This is a genomic window from Pseudomonas sp. RIT288 (genome assembly GCF_000631985.1).
GTDB lineage: Bacteria > Pseudomonadota > Gammaproteobacteria > Pseudomonadales > Pseudomonadaceae > Aquipseudomonas.
Map to the genome: position 1 here is coordinate 74,090 of NZ_JFYN01000034.1, position 26,281 is coordinate 100,370.

Sequence of the window (26,281 nt, forward strand, 5' to 3'; positions counted from 1 at the left end):
CAAGCGTTAAACGCCCCTGACCGACCCTTGGGAGTTGATGATTCATGGATATCCGTAAAGTTAAGAAACTGATCGAATTGCTGGAAGAGTCCGGCATCGACGAGCTCGAGATCAAGGAAGGCGAAGAGTCCGTACGTATCAGCCGTCACAGCAAGACCCCGGCTCAGCAGTACTATGCTCCGGCGCCGATGCAGGCTCCGGCCGCTGCCCCTGCCGCCGCTGCCGCTCCAGTGGCTGCTGCCGCTCCGGCTGCCGCTGCTGCTCCTGCGCTGAACGGCACCGTGGCCCGCTCGCCAATGGTAGGCACCTTCTACCGTAAATCTTCGCCAACCTCGCCTGCCTTCGTTGAAGTCGGCCAGACCGTGAAGAAAGGCGACACCCTGTGCATCGTCGAAGCCATGAAGATGATGAACCACATCGAAGCTGAAACCAGCGGTGTGATCGAATCCATCCTCGTCGAAGACGGCCAGCCGGTTGAGTACGACCAACCGCTGTTCACCATCGTTTGAACTGCGGAGAGCCTTTGATGACTGCGAAGTTGGAAAAAGTTCTGATCGCTAACCGCGGTGAGATCGCCCTGCGGATTCTGCGTGCCTGCAAAGAGATGGGCATCAAGACCGTCGCCGTTTACTCCAAGGCCGACAAAGAGCTGATGCACCTGGGTCTGGCAGACGAATCCGTCTGCATCGGCCCGGCTTCTGCCGCTCAGTCCTACCTGCACATCCCGGCCATCATCGCTGCCGCTGAAGTGACTGGCGCTACCGCCATTCACCCAGGCTACGGTTTCCTCGCGGAAAACGCTGATTTCGCCGAGCAGGTCGAGAACTCCGGCTTCGCCTTCATCGGCCCGAAAGCCGAGACCATTCGCCTGATGGGCGACAAGGTATCGGCCAAGCACGCGATGATCGAAGCGGGTGTGCCAACCGTTCCAGGTTCTGACGGCCCACTGCCGGAAGACGAAGAAACGGCGCTGCGCATCGGTCGTGAAGTCGGCTACCCGGTGATCATCAAGGCCGCCGGCGGCGGCGGTGGTCGCGGCATGCGCGTGGTGCACAAGGAAGAAGACCTGATCGCCTCGGCGAAACTGACCCGCTCCGAAGCTGGCGCGGCGTTCGGCAACCCGATGGTCTACCTGGAAAAATTCCTGACCAACCCGCGTCACGTCGAAGTGCAGGTGCTGTCCGACGGCCAGGGTCACGCGATCCATTTGGGCGACCGCGATTGCTCGCTGCAACGTCGTCACCAGAAGGTGCTTGAAGAAGCACCGGCACCGGGCATCGACGAGCAGGCGCGCCAGGAAGTTCTGGCTCGCTGCGTCAAGGCGTGCATCGACATCGGCTACCGTGGTGCCGGCACGTTCGAGTTCCTGTACGAGAACGGTCGTTTCTACTTCATCGAAATGAACACCCGTGTTCAGGTGGAGCACCCGGTTTCGGAAATGGTCACCGGTATCGACATCGTCAAGGAGATGCTCAGCATCGCCGCTGGCAACAAGCTGTCGTTCACTCAGGATGACGTGGTTATCCGCGGTCACTCGCTGGAGTGCCGGATCAACGCTGAAGACCCGAAAACCTTCATGCCGAGCCCGGGCACGGTCAAGCATTTCCACGCCCCGGGCGGCAACGGCGTTCGCGTCGATTCGCACCTGTACAGCGGTTATGCGGTTCCGCCGAACTACGACTCGCTGATCGGCAAGCTGATCACTTACGGCGCCACCCGCGACGAAGCCATGGCCCGCATGCGCAATGCCCTGGACGAGATCGTGGTTGACGGGATCAAGACCAACATCCCGCTGCACCGTGATCTGACCCGCGACGAAGGCTTCTGCAAAGGGGGCGTGAACATTCACTACCTCGAGCACAAGCTGGCTGGCGAGAAGCACTAAGCTTCAGCCCGCACCAGACAAGGCCGCCTTCGGGCGGCTTTGTTGTTTCTGCAGATTACATAAACCCCCTGTAGGAGTGAGCCTGCTCGCGATGAGGCCAGCACATCCAGCATATGTGTCGACAGCACCATCGCCATCGCGAGCAGGCTCACTCCTACAAGGGAATGGCGTTTCAAGTCTCTCCCACAAACCGCCTGCGCTCGCGTAAACTTGCGCGCTTCTCGCTGGCCGCTAGGCTGCAATCATATTTTTTCAAAGGTGCCCGCCATGCCTTGGCTGCAAGTACGTCTCGCCATCAGCCCGGAACAAGCCGAAACCTACGAAGACGCTTTCCTTGAAGTCGGCGCCGTTTCGGTGACCTTCATGGACGCCGAAGATCAGCCGATCTTCGAGCCGGAACTCAACACCACCCCACTGTGGGCGCACACGCACCTGCTGGCCCTGTTCGAGGGCGGCACCGAGCCTGCGCCGGTGCTGGCGCATCTGGAACTGCTGACCGGCAGTCCGCTGCCCGAGCATCACAGCGAAGTCATCGAAGACCAGGACTGGGAACGCAGCTGGATGGACGGTTTCCAGCCAATGCGTTTCGGTCAGCGCCTGTGGATCGTGCCGAGCTGGCACGCCGCCCCCGAGCCCGATGCAGTCAATTTGCTGCTGGATCCGGGCCTGGCGTTCGGCACCGGCACCCACCCGACCACCGCCCTGTGCCTGGAATGGCTCGACGGTCAGGACCTGAAAGACTGCAACGTGCTGGACTTTGGCTGCGGCTCGGGGATTCTGGCAATCGCCGCCCTGCTGCTCGGCGCGAAAGAAGCGGTCGGCACCGACATCGACGTGCAGGCGCTGGAAGCCTCGCGCGACAACGCCGGGCGCAACAACATCGCCGACGAGCTGTTCCCGCTGTACCTGCCGGAAGATCTGCCGCAGGTCAAAGCCGACGTACTGGTCGCCAACATTCTGGCCGGCCCGCTGGTTTCCCTGGCGCCGCAGCTGTCCGGCCTGGTGAAAACCGGCGGTCGTCTGGCGCTGTCAGGCATCCTCGCCGAACAAGGTGAAGAAGTCGCCGCCGCCTATGCGCAGGACTTCGATCTCGACCCGATCGCCAATCGCGATGGCTGGGTGCGTATCACTGGCCGTCGGCGCTAGAATGACCGCCTGCATAAACCGGATCGCCGCATGACCGACAGCTTCGTCACCCAGTGCCCGCATTGCCAAACCAGCTTCCGCGTCAGCCATGCTCAATTGAGCGTGGCCCGTGGGGTGGTTCGCTGTGGCTCCTGCCTGCAAGTGTTCAATGCCGCCAAACAGCTGCTGGAACAACACGCCGGCAAGGAAGCGGTCACTCCGGTGGCGCCGGCCATTGTCCCGCCAGCACCGTCTCAGCCGGTGGTCAGCGAGCCGCCGCCAGTGATCGAAGCGCCCGTCAACGACGAACCGCCCGCGCCGCGCGCCATCAGCCAAAAGCAATGGAGCGCCAGCGAGCTGGACCTGGACAGCCTCGACCTGGACGAAGAACTGGCCCGGCTCGAACAACGGGAAATCCAGCCGACCACCGAATTCGGTCGTCAGCGCGAGGAGTCCCTGAGCGCCCGCCGCGACAGCCCTGAAGCCGATGAAACGGTGTGGCGCGACAGCCTGTTCAGCGCACATGACGATGAACGCCTGCCCGAGCCCGAAGATCAAGTCGAACCCCAGATCGTCGAAGCCGAACCGCTGAAAACCGCGCGCACCGAGCCTTCGTTGTCGCTGGAGCCGGTGGATCTGGATGACGAGCCGCCGATCCCGCAACTGCGCCTGCACGACCCGATCGATCCGAATGCCCGCCGCGAACGCCTGTCGGCCAACGTCGAGCCGGACGATGACGAGTTGCCATCGGTTGAACCGCTGCGCAAAAAACGTGAACGTGCCGAACCCGGCGTGCGCGCCGAAGTGCTGCAGGACCTGACTGACGACCCGCTGCAACTGGACTGGCAGAAACGCCGCTCGCCCTGGGGCCGACGTCTGCTCTGGGGCTTGCTGGTGCTGTTGGCCGCCGCCGGTCTGGCAGGTCAGTACATTGCCTATCATTTCGATGAGCTGGCGCGGCAGGATCAGTACCGTCCGTGGTTCCAGCAGTTCTGTCCGCAGATCGGCTGCACGGTGCCGTCCAAGGTTGACATCGGCAAGATCAAAAGCAGCAATCTGGTGGTGCGCAGCCATCCGGAGTTCAGCGGGGCGCTGGTGGTGGATGCGATCATCTACAACCGCGCGACGTTCTCCCAGCCATTTCCGCTACTGGAACTGCGCTTCGCCGACCTCAACGGTCATCTGATCGCCAGTCGTCGCTTCAAACCCGGCGAATACCTCAACGGCGACCTTGAAGGCATGGCGGAAATGCCACCACAGACGCCCATCCACATCGCGCTGGACATCCTCGATCCAGGCCCCAAAGCGGTGAATTACAGCCTGAGTTTCCACTCGCCCGAGTGAATCGCTTCATCGCTTCAGGTTTGACGGCAGTTTTCTGACTTCCCCCACGGCCACCAAACCGCTGGTAATAACAGAATAACTGTTCAGATTTTGTTCAATTCAGCCTTTATCCAGTCATCGAGAGCGGGTATCATGCCAACCCTTTTTCGAACTCTCATGATCCGGCCCCACTTCAGGGAAGTCCTATGTCGGCGGTACGCATCGGCCCATATACATTGCAGAACGGTTTGATTCTCGCCCCGATGGCGGGCGTCACCGACCAGCCCTTTCGTCAGCTGTGCAAGCGTTTGGGCGCAGGGCTTGTAGTCTCGGAAATGGTCACCAGTGACATGAGCCTGTGGAACACCCGCAAGTCGCGCATGCGCATGATCCACGAAGGCGATCCCGAGCCACGCTCGGTGCAGATTGCCGGTGGCGATGCGCAGATGCTGGCGGACGCGGCACGGGCCAACGTCGAACTGGGCGCACAGATTATTGATATCAACATGGGTTGCCCGGCAAAGAAGGTCTGCAACAAGGCCGCCGGCTCCGCGTTATTGAAAGACGAAGCACTGGTTACCGAGATCCTGCAGGCCGTCGTCGCTGCAGTGGATGTGCCGGTGACCCTGAAGATCCGCACCGGATGGGATCGCGACAACAAGAACGGCCTGACCGTGGCGAAGATCGCCGAGCAGGCCGGGATCACCGCGCTGGCAGTGCATGGCCGCACTCGCGCCGATCTGTACACCGGTGAAGCCGAGTACGACACGATTGCCGCGATCAAGCAGGCGGTGTCGATCCCGGTGTTTGCCAATGGCGATATCGATTCGCCGGAAAAGGCCCGTTACGTGCTTGACGCGACCGGTGCCGATGGCCTGCTGATAGGCCGGGCTGCCCAGGGGCGGCCATGGATTTTTCGCGAGATCGAACACTTCCTGCGTACCGGCGAGAAATTGCCGGCGCCGGAGCTGAGCGAAGTGGAACGCATCCTGCTGGAGCATCTGGCCGCACTTCACGCCTTCTATGGGGATGTGATGGGCGTGCGCATTGCCCGCAAGCATGTGGGCTGGTATCTCGCAACCTTGCCGGGCGCCAGGGAGTTTCGCGCCCACTTCAATCGTTTGGATGGTACGGAAACACAATGCGCCAACGTTCGGGAGTTCTTCGCCGAGCGTTACAAGAGCCTGACAGGGGACGAAGAAGGGGTGGCCGCATGACGATGATGACCGAGACTTTAGTGAGTGGAACAGCACCCGTGAGCGACAACGTGAATTTGAAACAGCACCTCAATACCCCGAGCGAAGAAGGTCAGACCCTTCGCGGGAGTGTCGAGAAGGCGCTGCACAATTATTTCGCCCACCTTGAGGGCGCGTCCGTCACGGATGTGTACAACCTGGTGCTCTCCGAAGTCGAGGCTCCCCTGCTCGAAAGCGTGATGAACTACGTCAAGGGCAACCAGACCAAGGCCAGTGAGCTGCTGGGACTCAACCGCGGCACACTGCGCAAGAAACTCAAGCAGTACGATCTGCTGTAAGCATTCAATCAAACCAGAAAGGCGCCCGCGTAAAACCGGTCGCCTTTTTTGCTGACTTCCTTTGCTTTTGATGGAAATTGAGATGACCGACCAGACTACCCGCCTGCCGATCCGCCGCGCCTTGATCAGCGTTTCCGACAAGACCGGGATCCTCGAATTCGCCAAGGAGCTCGAAGCCCTCGGCGTCGAGATCCTCTCCACCGGCGGGACGTTCAAGCTGCTGCGCGACAACGGTGTTGCCGCAGTGGAAGTCGCGGATTACACCGGTTTCGCAGAAATGATGGACGGTCGGGTGAAAACCCTGCACCCGAAAATCCACGGCGGGATCCTCGGTCGTCGCGGTATCGACGATGCGATCATGAACGAGCACGGCATCAAGCCGATCGACCTGGTTGCGGTCAACCTGTACCCGTTCGAAGCCACCATCAACAAGCCCGGCTGCGACCTGCCGACCGCGATCGAGAACATCGACATCGGCGGCCCGACCATGGTTCGTTCGGCAGCGAAAAACCATAAAGACGTGGCGATCGTGGTGAATGCCAGCGATTACGCCAACGTTCTGCAAAACCTCAAGGCCGGCGGCCTGACCTACGCTCAGCGTTTCGACCTGATGCTCAAGGCGTTCGAACACACCGCCGCCTACGACGGCATGATCGCCAACTACATGGGCACCGTGAATCAGGCTGCCGACGTACTGAGCACCGAAGGTCGCAGCGAATTCCCGCGCACCTTCAACAGCCAGTTCATCAAGGCTCAGGAAATGCGCTACGGCGAGAACCCGCACCAGAGCGCGGCGTTCTACGTGGAAGCCAAACCTGCCGAAGTTGGCATCGCCACCGCGACCCAACTGCAAGGCAAAGAGCTGTCGTACAACAACGTGGCCGACACCGACGCCGCGCTGGAATGCGTAAAAAGCTTCGTCAAGCCGGCCTGCGTGATCGTCAAGCACGCCAACCCGTGCGGCGTGGCCGTGAGCCCGGACGCCGAGGGCGGCATCCGTCAGGCCTACGAACTGGCCTACGCCACCGACACCGAATCGGCCTTCGGCGGCATCATCGCCTTCAACCGTGAACTGGATGCCGAGACGGCCAAGGCAATCGTCGAGCGTCAGTTCGTTGAAGTGATCATTGCCCCAAGCGTTAGCGAAGAGGCTCGCGCCATCGTCGCCGCCAAAGCCAACGTGCGCCTGCTGGCCTGTGGCGAGTGGTCGGCGGACCGCGCTGCGGCCTGGGACTACAAGCGCGTCAACGGTGGCCTGCTGGTACAGAGCCGCGACATCGGCATGATCGGCGCCGACGACCTGAAAGTGGTGACCAAGCGTGCACCGACCGAACAGGAAATCAACGACCTGATCTTCGCCTGGAAAGTGGCCAAGTACGTCAAGTCCAACGCCATCGTCTACGCCAAGAACCGTCAGACCATCGGCGTCGGCGCCGGCCAGATGAGCCGCGTCAACTCCGCGCGTATCGCCGCGATCAAGGCTGAACACGCCGGTCTGCAAGTGGCGGGCTCGGTAATGGCATCGGATGCGTTCTTCCCGTTCCGCGACGGCCTGGACAACGCGGCCAAGGTCGGTATCACTGCAGTGATCCAGCCGGGCGGCTCGATGCGTGACGCTGAAGTAATCGCGGCCGCTGACGAAGCAGGCATCGCCATGGTATTCACCGGCATGCGCCACTTCCGTCACTGATTCCCCGCTCCCTCTGTGCAGGAGCTGCCGCAGGCTGCGATCTTTTGATCTTGTTTTAAAGGATCAAGAGCAAAAGATCGCAGCCTTCGGCAGCTCCTACAGGTTTCACAGCGGTTTGGCAGCGCCCCACAGAATTTGAGGTTTTTGAAATGAATGTTTTGATCATTGGCAGCGGTGGCCGTGAACACGCCCTGGCCTGGAAAGTGGCTCAGGATCCGCGCGTGCAGAAGGTTTTCGTCGCGCCGGGCAATGCCGGTACCGCGATTGAAGCCAAGTGCGAAAACGTCGCCATCGACGTGCTGGCCCTTGAGCAACTGGCCGATTTTGCCGAGAAAAACGTTTCCCTGACCATCGTCGGCCCGGAAGTGCCGCTGGTGGCTGGCGTGGTCGATCTGTTCCGCTCCCGTGGTCTGGACTGCTTCGGCCCGACCGCCGGTGCTGCGCAGCTGGAAGGCTCGAAAGCCTTCACCAAGGATTTCCTCGCGCGCCACAAGATCCCGACCGCCGACTATCAGAACTTCACCGAGATCGAGCCGGCCCTGGCTTATCTGCGTGAAAAAGGCGCACCGATTGTGATCAAGGCCGATGGCCTGGCCGCCGGTAAAGGCGTGATCGTTGCCATGACCCTGGCCGAAGCCGAAGACGCCGTGCGCGACATGCTCGCCGGCAACGCCTTCGGCGACGCCGGTTCGCGCGTGGTGATCGAAGAATTCCTCGACGGCGAAGAAGCCTCGTTCATCGTCATGGTCGATGGCAAGAACGTCCTGCCGATGGCCACCAGCCAGGACCACAAACGTGTTGGCGACGGCGACAGCGGCCCGAACACCGGCGGCATGGGTGCCTACTCCCCTGCCCCGGTGGTCACCGCCGATGTGCACCAGCGCGTGATGGACCAGGTGATCTGGCCGACCGTGCGCGGCATGGCCGAAGAAGGCAACGTCTACACCGGTTTCCTGTACGCCGGTCTGATGATCGACAAGGCCGGCAACCCGAAAGTCATCGAATTCAACTGCCGCTTCGGTGACCCGGAGACCCAACCGGTGATGCTGCGTCTGCAGTCGAGCCTGGTGCTGCTGGTCGAAGCCGCTCTGGCGCAAGCGCTGGACAAGGTTGAAGCACAGTGGGATCCACGCCCGAGCGTCGGCATCGTGCTGGCCGCCGGCGGCTACCCGGGCGACTACGCCAAGGGCGCGGTGATCAACGGTCTGGACGCAGCCGCAGGCCTGGAAGGCAAAGTCTTCCACGCCGGTACCGCGCTCAAAGATGGCAACGTGGTGACGGCCGGCGGTCGCGTACTCTGCGCCACCGCCATGGGCGCCAGCGTCAGCGAAGCCCAGCAGCAAGCCTACAAGCTGGCTGCCGCCATCGACTGGGAAGGCTGCTTCTACCGCAAGGACATTGGCTACCGCGCCATTGCCCGTGAACGTGGCGAAACCCAGGAATAAACTGTCCTTCACGTCCGGCGCGGGATACCGTCCTTCGCCGGGCTGTTCCGCCACCGCGCATCGTTATATTCTGGCATCAACCTACGAAGGGATTTCGCCGTGCGCTGGCTCAGGATTGCCATAAGCTTCACCGTCACGCTGCTGACCTTGCTCTGCATGCTTCCGGCTCTGGCCGCGCAAGGCAGTGGCTGGTCGGTATTGCTTGACGATCAGGGTAATCTGCAACTGAGCGACATCCGCTCGGCTCGCTACACCAATCAATTCAGCCCTATCGAACTTGATCGCCTCACGGCGGCCGAGCCCGATGGCGCTCTCTGGCTGCGTTTCAAACTGGCGCCGGGCAAGCACGAGCAAGTGCTGCGAATCTTCGCCCCGGACCTTTCCAACCTCAGCCTCTACGTGCTGGACGGCGACAAGCTGATCGAGCAACGCACCTCCGGCACCCAGCAGCCACAGGTCGAGCGGCCACTGCCGAGCAACGACTTCCTGTTGCCGCTGCCGCAGAGCGACAAGTCCCTCGACGTCTATCTGCGAATGGTTTCTGACCATCAGCTACGCCCGCACATCACCCTGCAATCGGCGGTGATGAGTGCCGCCAACCAGAACCAGACGCTGATCTTCGGTCTGCTGTTCGGCTGCCTCGGCATGTTGCTGCTGCACAACATCGTGCGCTACGCCTATTCTCGCTCGCGCAGCAGCCTGTGGCTGGCGGTCTGCGAAGGCCTGCTGGGCCTGAGTCTGTTGCTGTTGCTCAACCTCGCCGGCCCGTGGTTGCCGAACTGGCACGCGATCCAGACCCCGGGCGCCTATCTGGCGTTGCTGCTGACCGCCCCGGCCGGGCTGATGTTCGCCCTGCGCTTCTTCGCCCCGCTCGGCCCGCACCCGCTGAACAAACTGTTGCTGGGCGACATTCTGTTCATCGTCATCTGCAGCCTGCTGCTGTTGTTCGTCAACACCCTGCCGCTGAACATCATCACCTACGCGCTGGTGGCGCTGGCCGGTCTGAGCATGTTGCTGGTCGGCTTCTATCACTGGCAGAAGGGCTACCGTCCGGCGCGACTGTTCGTTGCCGGGATGGTGGTATTCAACATCGGCACGCTGATTATTTTGCCGGCCCTGCTGGGGCTGACCCTGGTGGCGCCGCAAGGCCTGATCATGACCCTGATGGGCTTCATCTGCATCAGTGGCCTGCTGATGAGCATCGCCTTGGGGGAACGCCAGCGCAGCATCACCGAAAGTCGCTTCAGCATCAGCCGCGACCTCGCCGCCAGCAATGCCGAGATCAACGCCAAGGCCGAATTCCTCGCCAAGATCAGCCACGAGATCCGCACCCCGATGAACGGCGTGCTGGGCATGACCGAACTGCTGTTGGGTACGCCACTGTCGGTCAAGCAACGCGATTACGTGCAAACCATCCACAGTGCCGGCAACGAACTGCTGACGTTGATCAACGAGATCCTCGACATCTCCAAGCTCGAATCCGGGCAGATCGAACTGGACGATGTGCAGTTCGACCTCAACGCGCTGATCGACGACTGCCTGAGCATCTACCGGGCCAAGGCCGAACAGCAGAACGTCGAGCTGATCAGTTTCATCCAGCCGCAAGTGCCGCGCGTCATCAGCGGCGACCCGACCCGCTTGCGCCAGACCCTGCTGAGCCTGCTGGAAAACGCGCTGAAGAAAACCGACGAAGGCGAAGTGCTGATCGTCGTCGCCCTCGACGAACGCAGCGTCAAACCGCGCCTGCGCATCGCCGTGCAGGACAGCGGCCAGCCGATGGAGCCGGAAGAGCGCGATGCGTTGCTGCACGCCGAACTGCACAGCAAACACTTCCTCTCCGCCAACCGTCTGGGTGGCAACCTCGGGCTGGTGATTGCGCGGCAACTGATTCGCCTGATGCACGGCGAATTCGGGATCAAGAGCGGCACCAATCAGGGCAGCACCTTGTGGCTGACCCTGCCACTGGACCCGGATCGTCTGGAACACCCGACTTCCGACCTCGACGGCCCGTTGCAAGGTGCGCGCGTGCTGGTGGTGGACGACAACGATACCTGCCGCAAGGTGCTGGTGCAGCAATGCAGCGCCTGGGGCCTGAACGTCAGCGCCGTGCCGTCGGGCAAGGAAGCGCTGGCGCTGCTGCGCACCAAGGCGCACCTGCGCGACTATTTCGATGTGGTGCTGCTGGACCAGAACATGCCTGGCATGACCGGCATGCAACTGGCGGCCAAGATCAAGGAAGACCCGAGCCTCAATCACGACATCCTGTTGATCATGCTCACCGGCATCAGCAACGCGCCGAGCAAGATCATCGCGCGCAACTCCGGGGTCAAGCGCATCCTCGCCAAACCGGTGGCCGGCTATACGCTCAAGACCACGCTCGCCGACGAGTTGAACCAGCGCAACAAGGGTCAGGTGGTGTTCCAGCCGCAAGTGCTCACACCGGCTACCGCAGCCAAGGTGCCGAGCGACTTCCGCATCCTCGTCGCCGAAGACAACACGATTTCGACCAAAGTGATTCGCGGCATGCTCGGCAAACTCAATCTGCAACCGGACACCGCCAGCAACGGCGAAGAAGCCCTGCAGGCGATGAAGGCCCAGCGTTACGATCTGGTGCTGATGGACTGCGAAATGCCAATCCTCGACGGCTTCTCGGCGACCCAGCAATTGCGTGCCTGGGAAGTCAGCAATCAGCGCATCCGCACACCGATCGTCGCGCTGACCGCGCACATCCTCGCCGAACACAAGGAACGCGCGCGCCAGGCCGGAATGGACGGGCACATGGCCAAACCGGTGGAGCTGTCGCAACTGCGCGAGCTGATCGAACACTGGGTAGCCCAGCGCGATCAGCAGAACCGTACGGCCTCGACCTTTTAAGCAGGTGTACCGCGCCAGTCCGAGCGTGACTCAAGTGCCTGCGCTGTTCTCTTTGGCTGAAACGTCTTCAGCCAGCCTCAACAGCGCCACGTTAGCTTCACGCCTGTCCTGGACTTTCAAGGCAATGGCTTTGCGTACCGGCCCATAAAGCGCTTCGGACAAATTGGCACTGGCGGAACGTCTGCAAACACTGCCGCGAATATCCTCAGCCTGGAATAGCTCGGCCAAAGGGTTATCCGCGAGAATCCGTCCAGTCTCAAACTCGATGTAGACGCTGCTCATCGACATCGGCGAATTCGCCACGACCGCCAACAGCCGCACAGTCCTGGAAACATCTGAGTGATCCCTCGATGCATCGCTGGCGCTTTTCTGCATATAACCACGCAGCAGCCCTAGTGCCGGCTCGCTATCGGGAAGCGCTGCCAGTCGACGCATGACTGCGTTCGCAACAACACGTTGCTCCACAGCCTCCCCGAATTCAGGAGCGACCACCCAGTCAACGACAGACGCGCTGTCACCCTGTGTGACAGACAGATCCACCCGTGCTCTGAAATATCGCAGCCAATATTTGTCCAGAAATTCCATGTAGACGTCATACCAGCCAATATCCGGAGTTTTCTCAAGCTGCTTGTTGGCCGCCAGTTGCGCCAACAACAGAGAGTTTATTAAATCCTGATAGCGTTCTGGTTTGTCAGCCGCCGGAACCAGTACAACGGCCCCCGCAACGATCAAGATCAAATAGTCGCAACTCATATAATCGCCCCTCAAAAAAAAGCAGTCGACCTTCGACTGCTTTTTTCGATTTATCAGATATCAATCTCTTCAATCTGATCGATAACGCCAAATAGCTTTTTCTTGATCGACTCACGCACTGCGTTGGCGACGTCGGTATTTTTGGCAAATAACGTTTCACCGCGATACAAACTTACATTACGAACATCGACATCCACGAACATCACTTTGGTAGAGGTATTCTTGCGCAGAAAACGCACCGTCCCCAGCGCCATGATTGCCTCACCGTCGAGTTCGACACACGCACCGGTCGAGACGCCACCCACGCCGTGGTCCAGCAAATTGCGCTCATAAACTGTCAACGCAGCAGTGTCGCGCTTTTGCAGGGCCGAAATTGCATCACCCGCAACCTTCAGCATCAGAACGCTGGTTAGCCCTGGCAGCGCAACGTTGGCAAGCACGGAACCGAGAATCTCCAGCACCAGCTTGTCCATACGCACACTCGTGCCTTCGACACCGAGGTTACTGTAGAAATTATGGATAGGCGTCCAGCCGGCGAGGGTCATCACCTCACGGAACCGCAGGTACCACTCTCGGCCCTGATGCTCTTCAGGGTATTGCTTGTTCGCTGCACGCGTTGCAAACAGAAGAGCGTTTTGGGCATCCGACTTGTTCTGGTCGGAAAGTTTGCCAGAAAAACCCAGTGTGGCTTCGCCGACAATAGAGCCTTTCGACGGCGCCTCGATTTCTTCCCCTATAGCCAACAGGCCACGCGGGCGAATAACCGGCGCATCACCAACATCACACGCCTCAATCGCGTTAATACAGGAAGAAATATAAGACTCACTAACGATCTGGTTATGCACAATAAAATCCTTATTAACAAATAAGCAAGCTCCTCTTGAACTTGCAGGAGAACAATAAACAATCAAGCCCTCCACCACAAACTCAGATCTGTAACTTATTATCCCGCCAACAAGACGCCACCCACAACATCACACAAAACAACTATCAAAACAAAAACCGAAAAAACCAACTGCCACGCGCAGCATCTTCTGCACACACAAGCAACTAACCGACTGATAGACTCGCCGTCATCACTCTCCGGATGCGAGTCGCCCTCATGCTCCACGTGTTATTCAGCGTTTACCTGAAGATGCTGGTGCTCTACAGCCCGTTCTTCGTGTTGTCCTGCTTCATCAGCCTGACCCGTGGCTACTCGCGCAAGGAACAGCGGCGTCTGGCCTGGAAAGTGGCGATTGCCACACTGGTGTCCAGCGTCCTTTTGTATCTGTTCGGAAGGGTGATTTTCGATGTATTCGGGATCACTGCGGATGCATTCCGCATCGGTGCCGGCAGCGTGCTGTTCATCTCGGCATTGGGCATGGCTCAGGGCAAGCCGGTCGTGCAGAGTGACAACGTGCAACAGGACGTGACGATCGTCCCGCTGACCATCCCGCTGACCGTGGGCCCGGGCACCATCGGCGCCCTGCTGGTGATGGGCGTCAGCCAACCGCATTGGGACGACAAACTGACCGCGATCATGAGCATCACTCTGGCCAGTTTCACCGTTGGCGTGGTGCTGTATCTGTCCAATCACATCGAACGGGTGCTCGGCGATCAGGGCCTGCAGATCGTCAGCCGGCTTATGGGCCTTTTCGTCTGCGCCTTGGCGGCGCAGATCATCTTTACCGGGATCAAGGGCTACCTGGTGTCATGAGGAGAACTCAGAAGGTGTAAACCTTATTCAGGACGAGACAGAATCAGGAAAAAGGCCTGCGCAGTAGTCTGCGCAGGCCTCTTCAGTTGCCCTTCTGCTTTACGCCGGCACAGCGCTCAGCAACTGCGCAAGCGTTGCACTGCCGTCGGCATCATCGGCTTCGACGATTTCACGCAACCTCTGCACCAGACTCGATACCGCATAGGAACGCCCGCCCTCGAACCCGAGGAAGACATCGCCGCGCATCGCCGGATCCGCCGAGCAGACATCCCGCAGGATCAGGCTGTGCTGGCGATCCGGGTCGACGATCAGCAAGTGCTCGTCGACAAACGACAGTTGCAGTATTTGCGGTGCGTCCAGCGCCCAGACCAGCTTGCCGGGAATCGCCGGGACCTCGCCCAGTGGGTGACGGCAATCGACAATCACCGAATCCAGTCGCAACCAGCAGGCCCTCGACAGGTGATACGTGACACCGCCCTGCCCCAGGCGCAACACCAGACAGCTCACGTCATCAGCGATCAGTGGCAAGAGGTCTTCGACCTTGTTCTGGCCCTCGACCACCAACACCTCGGCGTCGCGCCGCACATATTCGAAAGGGCCGATGCTCTGCTGACCGGGGTAGACGTGCACGCGGTGTGCCTGACGCTCGTGTAACAACACGTGCCGATGGCGGGTGCCGAGTAATTCGCAATCGTTCGGCAGGTCCTGGCCCGCTACCCGGATCAGTTGTGCATTTGCCACGTCGTACCATTGCAGGTTGCCCGCGCCGGACTCCACGGCGATGTAGGGCTCATGCTCGGCGGTCTCCAGCAATGCCTGCAGAGACTCCGGCCAATGTTCCGCGTGCTCGCTTGCCCAGTGATGATCGACGCCAATGATCCTTTCAGCTTCCTGATATCGCAGCTTGAGTGACACGCCGTTGACCGATGTCCCGCACAGACCGGAACCGTCATTGCGCACGGCGCTGAACCGCCAGTCGTCCCACTCGGCCTGCGGTGCCGGCAGCAGCTCGCTTGCGAGTAACTGTGCGCCGCTGCCGAACGCCGGTTCGAGCTGCCGACTGTCGAAGAACCGCTGACTGCAGAGCTCACCGCTGGCGACATCGAACAGCCAGACAGCCTGGTTGTCCGGTGTGACCCCGAGCAGGCGCATTTCCCGTTCGTGCCCCGGATCACACAACAACACGCGGTCATCCACATACCATCCACACAGGCTGCGATCACCGGCGGCGTTGCGCAGCCCCAGAATGGCGAAACGGGTGACCGGGTACTTCGCCGCCAGCGCCTCGAGTGCTTGCCACCACTGGCCCCGCCCCCTGAGCCAGCGTTCACTCACACCACCCAGCTGCACTTCACCTTCTGCGCTCAGGTTGAAGAACAGGCCGTCATCGGTCAGCGCCAGATACCCGTCCTGTACCGGCACCACGTCATTGAGCCCGTCGGGCTGAAGCCATTGATGCGTCCATTGCGCCGGCCAGCGCTCGCTGTCTGCGTACGCGCTGTGTTGCACCCTGCACAGTTTTTGCGCCAGTCGGTCGTAGATGAAAAACAGCCCGTGCTCATCGTTGACCGGCAGAAGCAGCAGATCATCCAGATGCTTGATCGAATCGGCCCAGCCGCGGTTATGCCCGAAGGCAAACGGATGAATGCACAACAGGTCACGGCTGCGAATCCAGACCAGGTCGCGCTTGTCCGGATCGAAGGCCCAGCAGACCGACACGTAAGCGGCCGGTTGCCAGTCGACGGTGGTGATGCCTGCGCGTTCGGGCACCGGCGATAACGTGAAAGAGTGACCAAGCACCACCGACCAATGCGTCAAGACCGGATTGGCGAACACCCGGTGGCCCAGCTCACGGTCCATCTCTCGGGTAACCGCAACCAGCTGCAGTTGGCCTTCATGGATCAGGTAATTGAACTGCGTAACTTGCCGATCGGCCCCCTGCCATTGTTGCTCGATGTGAATCACGCCCTGCGCATCGACCTCAATACGCCGAATGCTGCACTGCCCCTCCATCACCAGCAGACGGTAGCGGCATTTGAGCAGACCGCTGACGGCATCGATCTGCCAGATGTCATAGTTGTGCACCTCATAGAAAAACGCGGAATCGTCGACCACCGCCGCCAGCAGCATTTCATCAGCCGCCAGTACCTCTTCACTGCGGATGTACAGAAAACGATCCTCGACAGCGTCGTACCAGGCCGTGGTGTGGCGCGGTTGTCCAAGGGGCTCGAAAGGAATCGGAAAGTGCTGAACCGGTGTGTAAGGCAGCACCAGCCGATGCTCCCGGGCCAGCGTCTGGTAATGCGTGAGCAGCGACTGCTCATTCTCCCCGGCTGGCGCGCTCTGCTCGACAATGTCCAGTCGTCCGTCACTGCGGTTGACCTTGAACGATTGCCGCCCGGTCAGCTGGAGCATGACCTCATGCCGCCCTCTGCCGCTGAACGTCACCTTCACGCCACCCACCGAAAGAACCCCGCCGACGTCGATCCGCACATCGCTCTCGGTGGCCCAGGCTGCTACCAGATTCCAGCGGCACTGCTGCAGGCTGGGGGACTGCAACTGGAGATTGACCCCGCGATTGAGGATCAGTGAGCAGGCGCCGCCCGCCCCTTCGATGCGGTACGACACCTTGTCGTGCCAGACCGACGGCATCATTGGCACCGCCAGCGCACGTTCATGGGCGTCCAGCCGCACCTCGATCACGGTTGGCCGATACGACGGTGCGAGACGGTTGATGATGTAGTGCACGGGAAAGGAGTAGAACGAAAACAGGAAGCGCAACCGGCCATTCGCATCCTTCTTCTCCAGCTTGCGGGCTGTATCGAAGCCGGTGTCGTGACGCAGCGTCGAGAAAGGGAGCGCCTTGTATTCGTAACCGTAGTACGTGGTCGGCGTGCACGGCAGGACGACCAGTTGCGTGCTCGGCGGATCGAAGTGGATGTAGCCGGGAAGACCCAGTTCACGCCGCAGATCGAGCGCTTGTTGATCATCCGGATTGAAATCCGGCACCCCGAAATGGTCACGCAGCCGATACACCTTCGGACTGTCGAGCACTATCATCGAGCGATTGAAGTCCAGGCTCTGGACGACCAGCGAGGGGTGAGCGACCCACGCCCCGAGCCCGTCGTCATACCGATAACCGACACCCCGACAGGCCCGCTCCAGATCATCGAAAAACAGCCCGACCTCCTGCGCCTGCTCAGCGATCCTGGCGAACCCCTGGGCCAGGGCCGCCACACCCACGGCCAATCCGCCCAGAATCACCCCGGCTCCGCCGAGCACGGCTGCCGCTGTTGCCGCGCCCGCCGTGGCGGCCCCCAGACCACCGGCGGTCAACGCCAGACTGGTGGAGTCGAAGGCCAGCTGGGTGCCGAACTGCGCGCGCTCGATCTCGTTGTCTGCCGTCGCCAATTGATAGATGTCGAAGCCGACATTGGCCAGCCCCAGCACCGCGCCCACGCCTTCGTTGGCGACATGCCCCAGCGCCGCGCCAACCACCGGCGCACAGGTACGGGCGATGATCTTCTCTTCATTGAGTGCAGTTTTGATCAGACTGATCAGACCGGCGACATCCGTGACATTGCCATGCACCAGCTGCGCGTAATTGACGTAAGCGTGCAACCGCACGGCAGTGGTCAAGGTGCGGTCATCCCCCTCTCGTCCACGCAAGACGTTCATCAGTGCCTGGATCGAGAAGCCGGTATTGAGCGTGTGAACAGCCCCGGCCTCAATCGGCTGTGGCGAGGCTCGGGTGCCAAGTGCCGAAAACTGCTCAGACAGATAATTTCTGATGCGCAGCAGGCGATGATCGGTGCTCACCACCTGGACCACATGCTCGGCCTGCAAAGGATCGATCAGGTTGATCCGGTACTCGCCGGCGGGCGCTATTTCCAGAGTTTCAAACAACGGCACCAACGGTTTTGCCGAAGCATGCAAGTTCTGTAAAGCGTCAGTCGCCTGGGCAATCTGCTGTCCCCACCAGTGACTATCGAGATCGCGCAGGCTACGCCCCAGGTGCGGGTTGCTGACCAGCGAATGGCCGCGAGCACTGTTCAGGCGCCGACGGATTGGCCACTGTGCCTGCTCCGGCAGCACATTGTCGGATTCCAGCAATTGCCCGAGGCGAAATCCGCCGGACAGATCCAGCGCCGAGATCTTTTGCCCTTGCAGCTCGATCAGATCGAACGTCGGGCGCGCGTCTTCGCCATAGGCCGCATAGTATTTCGCCAAACCCTGTTTCTGGAAAAGATCGGTCAGTGCCAGCTGAAGCTGGTCAGGCTGGCTGAACTCGAACACGCCGAAATTGGGATCATAGAAGTGATAAGTGGCGCGTCCATCCTTGAAGATCTTCGCCACCAGCATGGCGTGATTGTCCGAGTTGAGCATCAGCGTGCGCGACCTGGCGAACGCCTCCAGCGTGGTGCCGAGCTGCTGCAGATCGACCCGCCCCAGCGGCTTGCCGATGTCGTGCAACTGCACGCCGCGCAATTCCTCAAGCGCCGCCAGAAACACCATTGAATCGCGCTGCTGCGGCTCGGCTGTGGCCAGGAAGAATCGCTCGCGCAAGCGTCGCGACGCCACCACGCCGTGCTCCAGAGCAGCACTCATGATCAATGCCAGCGGGTAACAGCGGCCACCGGGATCCCCTGGCCCCTGGAGCAACAGATCCTGTGGCACCAGCTTGACGTCACTGGCCTCGATTTGCCCCAGTACCTGACCCAGCCGCAGGATCACCTGTTCACGATGCTCGCGGGTGGCAATGGTCTGGATATGGGCAACATGACGCCCCCATTGAAACAACGTGTGCGCCTGCGACAGCGCCGCTCGTTTCAACGTCAACGCGCTGTCCGACGCCATCATCGGCTGGTCGACATGACTGGCGAGACCAGCCATGAATTGCGGCGCACGATGCTGATAAAGATGGCGTTCAATGGCCGCATAACGCACCGATGCCCCTACCTCGGCAACGCTGTTGGCGAGGTTGTCGAGTTCGGCTGCGACCTGCTTGAAGCTTTGGTTATCCAGCGAACGTACGTCCAGCAGTTGGCCCAGCAGTACTCTTTGCAAGGCGCTGACCTGAAACAGGCGCAGCGGCTCTTGCGCAATAGCACTGAGCAGATCATCCAGCGCCAGCCCGTGAACGCTTGCATCGTTGAGCGACGCCGGTGCCTTGAGGATGGCCGGCTGAGCCTTGATGGCCTGGCGATCATCGAAGCTGAGCCCCGGCCCGTCGGGGAACCGCAGCGGGCCGTCATGCCCTTCGCGCATCGCGACCACGAACGGTTCACCGAGTCTGTCGATCATCCGTTGCAGTACATCCGTCAACAGCACCGGCCGGCCCTCGATGATCGGCCAGCCCTCCTCGAACACCACGCTTTGCTGGGTCAGCAATGCCGTTACATCGCCGCTGTAGCGCGCGCTGTACTGCCCTTCACGCCAGCGTTGCTGCTCGTCGAGCACCCACTGCCGGGTATCACTGGCGTTGTCTTTCCAGGAGTGATCCAGCTCTTCCTCGGTCTTGTCGTTGACCATCCACAGCGGTTCGATAGCCGCCTCCTCACGTAGCGCTTCCGCTTCGCGCGGGACGAAGTTGTGCCGTTCGTAATCGGTCATGCCATCGCGCATCGCAGCTGGACCGGTCAGATAAATCGTTCCCTCGCTCTGCGGGCGGATGCCGTCACTGAAGTAGCCCGCGATGGCGAGCATCAGAAAATTGGCCGCCAGGTCTTCGGTCATCGACAGTTCGGCCAGAGGGCCAAATGTTTGCTCGAGCACTTCGCGCGCCAACCCCGTCATGCCTTCAAAGTCGCTCAGTGCAACGCCACGCTTGGCGGCGAGGCGTCTCGTCTGTTCAATGGCCTCATAGTTGAACCGAAACCGCTCGATCACGCTTTTGAGCATCGGCGATTGCGCGTGAGCCATCAGGAACGAGTTACTCAACGTGTTCTGCACGGCAACGGCGCGCAGGTCCTGCGGACGCACAAGCAGCTCTGCCGGCGCCTGGAACACCTCGCTCAGCGCCGGCTGCTGTCGGGCAAAAGCCTCAAGCGCGGCGCGGTGTTCCTCGGGAATCCGGTCAAGATAATCGGTGTATCGGTCACGCAATGCCTGGCGTCCCGGCATCCAGTGCGGGTTGTGATCGAGCAGCAGTTGCAGAACGCCAAGGCGCGCATCACCAGCGAACGTACTGATGTCGATCCCGCCCATGGTTTTGACCAGTGGTGGCAGATTATCGACATCGACATAGCGGCCACCTTCGTCGAACACCGCCTCGACCCGCACCACATCGGAGGCGGCGGCCAGATTGCCACGCATCCGGGTCTCGCGATCATAGATGTCCTGCAATCGCAGCGGTGCGTCGAGGTCACGCAAGTCGCGCAACTGCAAATCACCACCTGCCATAGCCAGCAGACTGCGTCGGTTTTGCTCGATCAGGGTTTCCAGTTGTGCCGCATCCTGGCCGTAGGCACGGGACAACAGGTCGACCCGCGCTTCATCCGCCGATAACCCTCGCTCCAGCGCCGCATTGATGTGCAGGAACATCTGCTGCTTGAGGACGATGACCCGCTCTTCGTACAGCGTACCCAGCCTGGCGTCGGTAATATTCTCGCTGCCGCCGTGCTGCATGGCGTCAGCCTTGGCGGCCTCGACGATCAATTTGTTGGTTTGCCAGGCCAGTAGCGCGTCACTGTCATACCAGAGATGGAGGCTGTAACCCTGCCCGCTCAATACTTGCTTCCACAGATTGAGGTAATCATGCTGGATCGCGCCCAGACCACCGCCCAGCCAGACAAAGTGCAGGTTCTTTACAACCGCTGTTGCGGCAGTCTTCGCGTAAGTCTCGCTGTTTCGCAGACGGGTCTCGAAAGCCTGAATACTGCTGTAGATTCGCGATAAAGCGTCCTTCGGCGGTTCAGCCTGGCTATGGGAGTCACGACGCACACGCGGTACGCCAATCAACTGTTCCAGCGAATGTTTGAGCAATGTCAGGGGCTCAATCAATCGCGGGGAATCGAGCAACCCGATACATGCAAAGTAATAGCGCCAGACTGACTGATAAACGTCACTGTCCCGGTGTACCAACAGAGCCCGCTCAAGATCAGCCTGCTTGAACAGGCTGATAAAACTGACATAACCGCTGGCTTCTTGAAGTCTTTGATCGTGCATGAAAGTTCCTCCGTTACTTGGCCAACATCATGTGTGCAGATGGGCACTTGGATGACGAACAAGCTAACGGCTGGCGAACCATCGCTCAAACTTCAGAACTTTCAATACATGTCAAAACAGACAATTCAAAAACAACTGATAACGCGTGTAACAGCAACAAGTTATTGCGCCAGGCCTGATATATAAATCAGCACAGCTGGAGAATATGCGGCGCAACTGCGCGCGGACTGTTGCGGTGATCTGTCAAGATTCAGAATAAGTCCGACAAGATGTAAGTAACAAGAAAGATCCCACGCGGGGCTGGTGCAGATCACACACGTCCCGCTGAAAAATACGACACCGGCAAATCCGGAAACACTCTACCTGCAATATCCGGCATGGCGAGGGAGCTGCCCCCCTCGCCTGCGGTCATGACTGCGGCTTTTCGCCGTACCAGCGCGGCGTGTAGACCCACTCGCCACCTTCAGCCTTGGGGAAGGTGCACGTCGTTGAAGAGCCGACCAGCACCATGGTGCGCATGTCCACCTGATCCGGGGTCAGTTGCCCCAGTGTCGTCACGCGCAGGGTCTGCCCCGGACGACCGATGTCGCGCCCCAACACCACCGGTGTTGCCGCGCTGCGATGCTGCGCGACGATTTCCAGCGCACGCCCCAATTGCCACGGACGCGCCCGGGAGATCGGGTTGTAGAAGGCCAGCGCCAGATCGGCCTCGGCCGCCAGGTCGAGGCGTTTCTCGATGATCGACCACGGCTTGAGGTTGTCCGACAGCGACATCACGCAGAAGTCATGCCCCAGTGGCGCCCCCGCTTGCGCAGCCGTGGCGAGCGAGGCGGACACCCCCGGCAGGATTTCCAGCTCGACGCTGTGCCAGTTCGGGTCGGTCGACTCGTGCAATGCTTCGAGCACCGCAGCGGCCATGGCGAACACGCCGGGGTCGCCGGACGAGACCACAATCACCGAACGCCCCTCGGCCGCCAGCCGGAAGGCGTGGCGGGCACGCTGCATTTCTTCGCGATTGTCGGTGCAGTGCTGCACCTGATCATCACGAAACGGGCCGGCCATGCGCACATAGGTTTCGTAGCCGAGCACATCGGTGGCCCGCGCCAGTTCCGCCTTGACCGCAGGCACCATCAATTCGGCAGCGCCGGGGCCGAGGCCGATCACCGCCAGGCGCCCACGCTGACGACCGATCTGCGCGACGTCCAGCGGTTGTTCGGCACGCGCAATCACCAAGCCGTTGGCACTGCTGATCGTGGCCTGCGGCAGTGCGCGACGAGCCAACTCGTCGAGGTCTTTTCGCGCCGTGATAAAGCGCAGCGGCACTCCCAGTTCGAGGGCTGCTTCGCGGAGTCTGGTCGATGCCATTTCAGTGTCCGCCGCCAGCAGACAGGCCAGCGACTGCTGCGCAACCCCGGCCTGCTGTAACGCGGCGCGCACGGCATTCGGCAGATCGTCCAGCTGCGCGCTCACCGCTACCGCTATGCTGCGCGGATAGATCAGCAACTCGTTGGCGCTCGCGACACGCTCGGCACTGCCGACATGAATCGAGCGCTGCGCCTGCGGATCTTGTGGCAACTGCGCCTGATCCAGCCACGGCGCCGCCCCTTCAATGCGCACGCTGTGCCCGGCCAGCAGATCGGAAACGAAACGCTTGCCCAGCTCCAGATCAGCCAGCGCATAACCGTTTGGTGGATTGAGCAGGCAAGTGCCAAAGCGCAATTCGCCACTGGTGGTGATCGCCGCTGCGACCTGCAATGCGGCGGCGATTTCCCGGGCCATGACATTCACCCCGCCGAGACCGCCGAGCAGCGGCACCACGGCGCTGCCATCTTCGGCAACAGCGAGTACCGCCGGTTCAGCGCCCTTCTCCAGCAGCAACGGCGCCAGGGTGCGAATGACAATGCCCGCCGCACACAGGGCGATGATCGGCGTGTCCTGCTGATACAACTCACGCAGGGTCGCGCCGAATTCCTGATAGCGGCAGTCGGCGCCTTCGACGCGTCCGGCGAGGCCATGGATCTGCGCCGTCGGATACAACTGCTGGATCCGCCGTGCGGTGGCGAGCGCGCCCTGTCCGAGGATGACAATGGCCGGTGTGGATTGCGTCATCAACCTTGCCACCGTTCGCCAGGGACGATGATCAGTGAGAAGTACGGCGAGGACATCGGCTCGACCTGATCCAGCGGCACGATCTTCTGATTGGCCATGGTCGCGCGTTCGACGTACAGCGCCCGCTCGGCCAGACCGAGTTCTTCAAGTACCGCACGAACCTTGGGAAAGTTGCGGCCCAGTTTCATGATCACCGCCGCATCGGCGTCGGCCAGGCGCCGCTTCAGGTCCTCATGCGGCAACACGCCGGAGAGCACCGACAGGCTCTGGTTGCGATACACCAGCGGCGCGCCGAGCACCGACGCGCCGCCGAGCATCGAGCACACGCCCGGCACCACTTCGGCTTCATAGCGCATGGACAATCGATCGTGCAGATACATGTAGGAGCCATAGAAGAACGGATCGCCTTCACAGATCACCGCGACGTCGCGCCCGGCGTCCAGATGCGCCGCGACTTCTTCGGCAGCGGCGTCGTAGAAATCGCTGATCACTTGCTCGTAAGACAGTGGCGCCGGCAGCACTTCGGTGGTCACCGGGTACACCAGCGGCAGCAGATTCTGCGCGTCCTGCAGGTGCGCTTCGATGATGCCGAACGCATTGCCCTTTTTACCCTTGGCGACGAAGTACGCCACCACTGGCGACTCGCGCAGCAGACGCAGGGCTTTGACGGTAATCAGTTCCGGATCACCGGGGCCCACACCGAGGCCGATCAGACGTCCTTTTGCCTGCATCATTCGATCTCCGTGGCGAGGGCATTGACCGCGGCGGCGGCCATGGCGCTGCCGCCGAGCCGGCCTTGCATGATCACGAACGGTACACCGCGACTGTCAGCCGCCAGCGCCGCTTTCGATTCGGCGGCGCCGACGAAGCCCACCGGGAAGCCGAGGATCAGCGCCGGTTTCGGTGCGCCGGCGTCGAGCATTTCCAGCAGGTAAAACAGTGCGGTCGGCGCGTTGCCGATCACCACCACACTGCCTTCCAGGTGCGGACGCCACAGTTCCAGCGCCGCCGCCGAGCGGGTGTTGCCCAACTCGCGGGCCAGATCCGGCACGCTGTCGTCGCGCAAGGTGCAGATCACCTGATTGTTGGCCGGCAGACGGGCACGGGTCACGCCCTCGGAGACCATCCGCGCATCGCACAGAATCGGCGCACCGGCCGCCAGCGCATCGCGCCCGGCCTTGCCGGCGCCCTCGGAGAATTGCAGACCGTCGACGGCCTCGACCATGCCGCAGGCGTGGATCACCCGCACCGCGAGTTTTTCCAGATCGGCCGGGATGCGCGCCAGATTGGCCTCGCTGCGAATGATCGCGAAGGAGTTGCGATAGATCTCCTGACCGTCGCGGATGTAATCAAGCATCAAGGGGGCTCCGTGAGCGGACGTCGAGCAGGATCGCGGCCGCTTCAATAGTAAGGTGGCGTGCGTGCAGCGTGCCGAAACCCGGCAGCGCTGCATCGCGAAAATAAAGGTCGTAATGACCGGGGCCGACCGCCAGCAATGTCGCCGGTGTGCGATGCGCCGCCGCGCAAGCGCGCGGGCAACCGGACAGGTGCACGTTCTGCGCCTGTGGCAGCAGCGTCGCCAGCAGCCGGGCGTCGTGTTTGGTATCGGCCAGGCCTTTGCCGCAGCCACTGGAGCCGGTGCAGGCAATCAGCCGGGACAGCGGCTCGCCGGCGTCGGTCAACCAGTGCAAGTGCGTCAGATTTTGCAGGACTTGAGCCGCGTCGGCGGGCTTCACGTTCGGCAACAGCAGGCTTTGCCAAGGGGTGAAACGCAGACTGCCGTCACCGTACTCGCGAGCCAGTCGGGCTGCGCCCCGCAGCATGACCGGATCGAGCCGGCCGAGCGCCGGCACCGCACCGACATACACCCGATCGTCAGCATGTTGCCGGTGAACACCGATGTGCAGCGCATCCGCCACCGCCGTGCGCTGTCGGGCAATGGCGGCGTTGATCGCCACCCGTTCGCGCAACTGCTCGAGAAACGCCAGCAGCGGCAGCTCATCGAGCAAATGGCGCATGCGCGTCTGCTCCGGCCTGGCCAGATCAAGGAACAACTCCAGCACCGCGGCCACCAGCGCATGGCCGTTATCCAGTGTCACAACACCGGCCGCATGATCGGTCGGGCAGCCGGCCAGGCCGAACGCCAACAATATTTCACCGTCATGCTCGAACGCCGACAGCCAAAGATCATGCGGATGTTCAAGCATCGCCAACGCCTCACCGCCATCCAGCTGCACGGCGAACTTGGCGCTCAACTGGTGAAAGCGCGGATGCGTCTGCAATGTCGCCAGAATCTGTTCGGCCAAGGGCCGGGTATCGAACAGCAACTGCCGATCGATCCCGGCACTCGGGCTGAGCATCAGGTTGCGCACATCGTCGCCCGCTGCGGTTTGCGGCCCCAGACCGGCGGCCAGCAAACTGTCGATCAATGCCGCTGACTGCTCGCCGATGCCGCGAATCTGCAGATTGGCGCGGTTGGTCGCCTCGATGGCGCCACTGGCAAAACGCTCGGCGGCATCGGCCACCGCGTCGGCCTGATCGGCTGTAATCGAACCGCCATCGAGCTTGATCCGGCAGATGCCGCCGTCCAGCGCCTGGACAATACGCAGCAACCCCGGACAAGCCGAGGGGCGCAGAGCGGTGGACATAGAGCGTTCGTTCAAGGGATGACCGGCTG

Annotated in this window: 17 protein-coding genes; 10 read left to right on the forward strand and 7 right to left on the reverse strand. The window is 61.2% G+C overall.

Annotated features, from left to right (window positions below; all coding sequences use genetic code 11):
• Nucleotides 1-44 precede the first annotated feature (44 nt).
• The 9 genes from accB to BW33_RS19210 all read left to right on the forward strand — a co-directional run bounded on the left by accB (nucleotide 45) and on the right by BW33_RS19210 (nucleotide 11,876).
• Nucleotides 45-509 carry an acetyl-CoA carboxylase biotin carboxyl carrier protein gene (accB, locus tag BW33_RS19170; protein ID WP_024164417.1) on the forward strand — a complete coding sequence of 155 codons (465 nt, stop codon included), beginning with the start codon at nucleotides 45-47 and terminating at the stop codon, nucleotides 507-509.
• Nucleotides 510-526: 17 nt separating this feature from the next.
• Entirely contained in the window at nucleotides 527-1,885 is a 1,359-nt protein-coding gene (accC, locus tag BW33_RS19175; protein ID WP_007961940.1) for an acetyl-CoA carboxylase biotin carboxylase subunit, read from the forward strand.
• A 267-nt stretch (nucleotides 1,886-2,152) separates the two neighbouring features.
• Nucleotides 2,153-3,031: a 50S ribosomal protein L11 methyltransferase gene (prmA, locus tag BW33_RS19180; RefSeq protein ID WP_027613592.1), complete on the forward strand. Its 879-nt coding sequence runs from the start codon at nucleotides 2,153-2,155 to the stop codon at nucleotides 3,029-3,031.
• Between the two features lie 30 nt (nucleotides 3,032-3,061).
• A complete protein-coding gene (locus BW33_RS19185; protein ID WP_047600544.1) occupies nucleotides 3,062-4,354 on the forward strand; it encodes a DUF3426 domain-containing protein in 1,293 nt (430 codons plus the stop codon).
• A 185-nt stretch (nucleotides 4,355-4,539) separates the two neighbouring features.
• Nucleotides 4,540-5,550 carry a tRNA dihydrouridine synthase DusB gene (gene dusB / locus BW33_RS19190; RefSeq protein ID WP_007961945.1) on the forward strand — a complete coding sequence of 337 codons (1,011 nt, stop codon included), beginning with the start codon at nucleotides 4,540-4,542 and terminating at the stop codon, nucleotides 5,548-5,550.
• Nucleotides 5,547-5,867, forward strand: coding sequence for a DNA-binding transcriptional regulator Fis (gene fis, locus BW33_RS19195; protein ID WP_003221275.1), 321 nt, complete (start codon nucleotides 5,547-5,549; stop codon nucleotides 5,865-5,867). Before dusB ends, fis begins: the two co-directional genes overlap by 4 nt.
• Before the next feature lie 82 nt (nucleotides 5,868-5,949).
• Nucleotides 5,950-7,557: a bifunctional phosphoribosylaminoimidazolecarboxamide formyltransferase/IMP cyclohydrolase gene (gene purH / locus BW33_RS19200; protein WP_047600547.1), complete on the forward strand. Its 1,608-nt coding sequence runs from the start codon at nucleotides 5,950-5,952 to the stop codon at nucleotides 7,555-7,557.
• 149 nt (nucleotides 7,558-7,706) lie between these two features.
• On the forward strand, nucleotides 7,707-9,002 hold the full coding sequence (purD, locus tag BW33_RS19205; RefSeq protein WP_047600548.1) for a phosphoribosylamine--glycine ligase: 1,296 nt from the start codon (nucleotides 7,707-7,709) through the stop codon (nucleotides 9,000-9,002).
• A gap of 99 nt (nucleotides 9,003-9,101) precedes the next feature.
• A complete protein-coding gene (locus tag BW33_RS19210; protein ID WP_047600550.1) occupies nucleotides 9,102-11,876 on the forward strand; it encodes a hybrid sensor histidine kinase/response regulator in 2,775 nt (924 codons plus the stop codon).
• Between the two features lie 30 nt (nucleotides 11,877-11,906).
• Here BW33_RS19210 and BW33_RS19215 read toward each other — a convergent pair whose 3' ends face one another.
• A complete protein-coding gene (locus BW33_RS19215; RefSeq protein ID WP_047600552.1) occupies nucleotides 11,907-12,629 on the reverse strand; it encodes a hypothetical protein in 723 nt (240 codons plus the stop codon).
• Between the two features lie 53 nt (nucleotides 12,630-12,682).
• Entirely contained in the window at nucleotides 12,683-13,474 is a 792-nt protein-coding gene (locus tag BW33_RS19220) for a hypothetical protein (protein WP_047600555.1), read from the reverse strand.
• Nucleotides 13,475-13,731: 257 nt separating this feature from the next.
• On the opposite strand from BW33_RS19220, the gene BW33_RS19225 reads away from it, so the two are divergent.
• A complete protein-coding gene (locus BW33_RS19225) occupies nucleotides 13,732-14,328 on the forward strand; it encodes a MarC family protein (protein ID WP_007961956.1) in 597 nt (198 codons plus the stop codon).
• A 99-nt stretch (nucleotides 14,329-14,427) separates the two neighbouring features.
• On the opposite strand, the gene BW33_RS19230 is transcribed toward BW33_RS19225, so the two are convergent.
• From BW33_RS19230 to cobG, 5 genes are all read right to left on the reverse strand, one after another.
• Nucleotides 14,428-21,495 carry a TcdA/TcdB pore-forming domain-containing protein gene (locus BW33_RS19230; RefSeq protein WP_047600558.1) on the reverse strand — a complete coding sequence of 2,356 codons (7,068 nt, stop codon included), beginning with the start codon at nucleotides 21,493-21,495 and terminating at the stop codon, nucleotides 14,428-14,430.
• Between the two features lie 408 nt (nucleotides 21,496-21,903).
• A complete protein-coding gene (gene cobJ, locus BW33_RS19235; RefSeq protein ID WP_047600560.1) occupies nucleotides 21,904-23,604 on the reverse strand; it encodes a precorrin-3B C(17)-methyltransferase in 1,701 nt (566 codons plus the stop codon).
• A complete protein-coding gene (locus BW33_RS19240) occupies nucleotides 23,604-24,338 on the reverse strand; it encodes a precorrin-2 C(20)-methyltransferase (protein ID WP_442965407.1) in 735 nt (244 codons plus the stop codon). The genes cobJ and BW33_RS19240 overlap by 1 nt, the downstream gene beginning before the upstream one ends.
• Nucleotides 24,335-24,961, reverse strand: coding sequence for a precorrin-8X methylmutase (locus BW33_RS19245; protein WP_047291046.1), 627 nt, complete (start codon nucleotides 24,959-24,961; stop codon nucleotides 24,335-24,337). Before BW33_RS19245 ends, BW33_RS19240 begins: the two co-directional genes overlap by 4 nt.
• Complete coding sequence (gene cobG, locus BW33_RS19250; protein WP_047600561.1) at nucleotides 24,954-26,252, reverse strand: precorrin-3B synthase; 1,299 nt, start codon at nucleotides 26,250-26,252, stop codon at nucleotides 24,954-24,956. Before cobG ends, BW33_RS19245 begins: the two co-directional genes overlap by 8 nt.
• Between the last annotated feature and the right edge of the window lie 29 nt (nucleotides 26,253-26,281).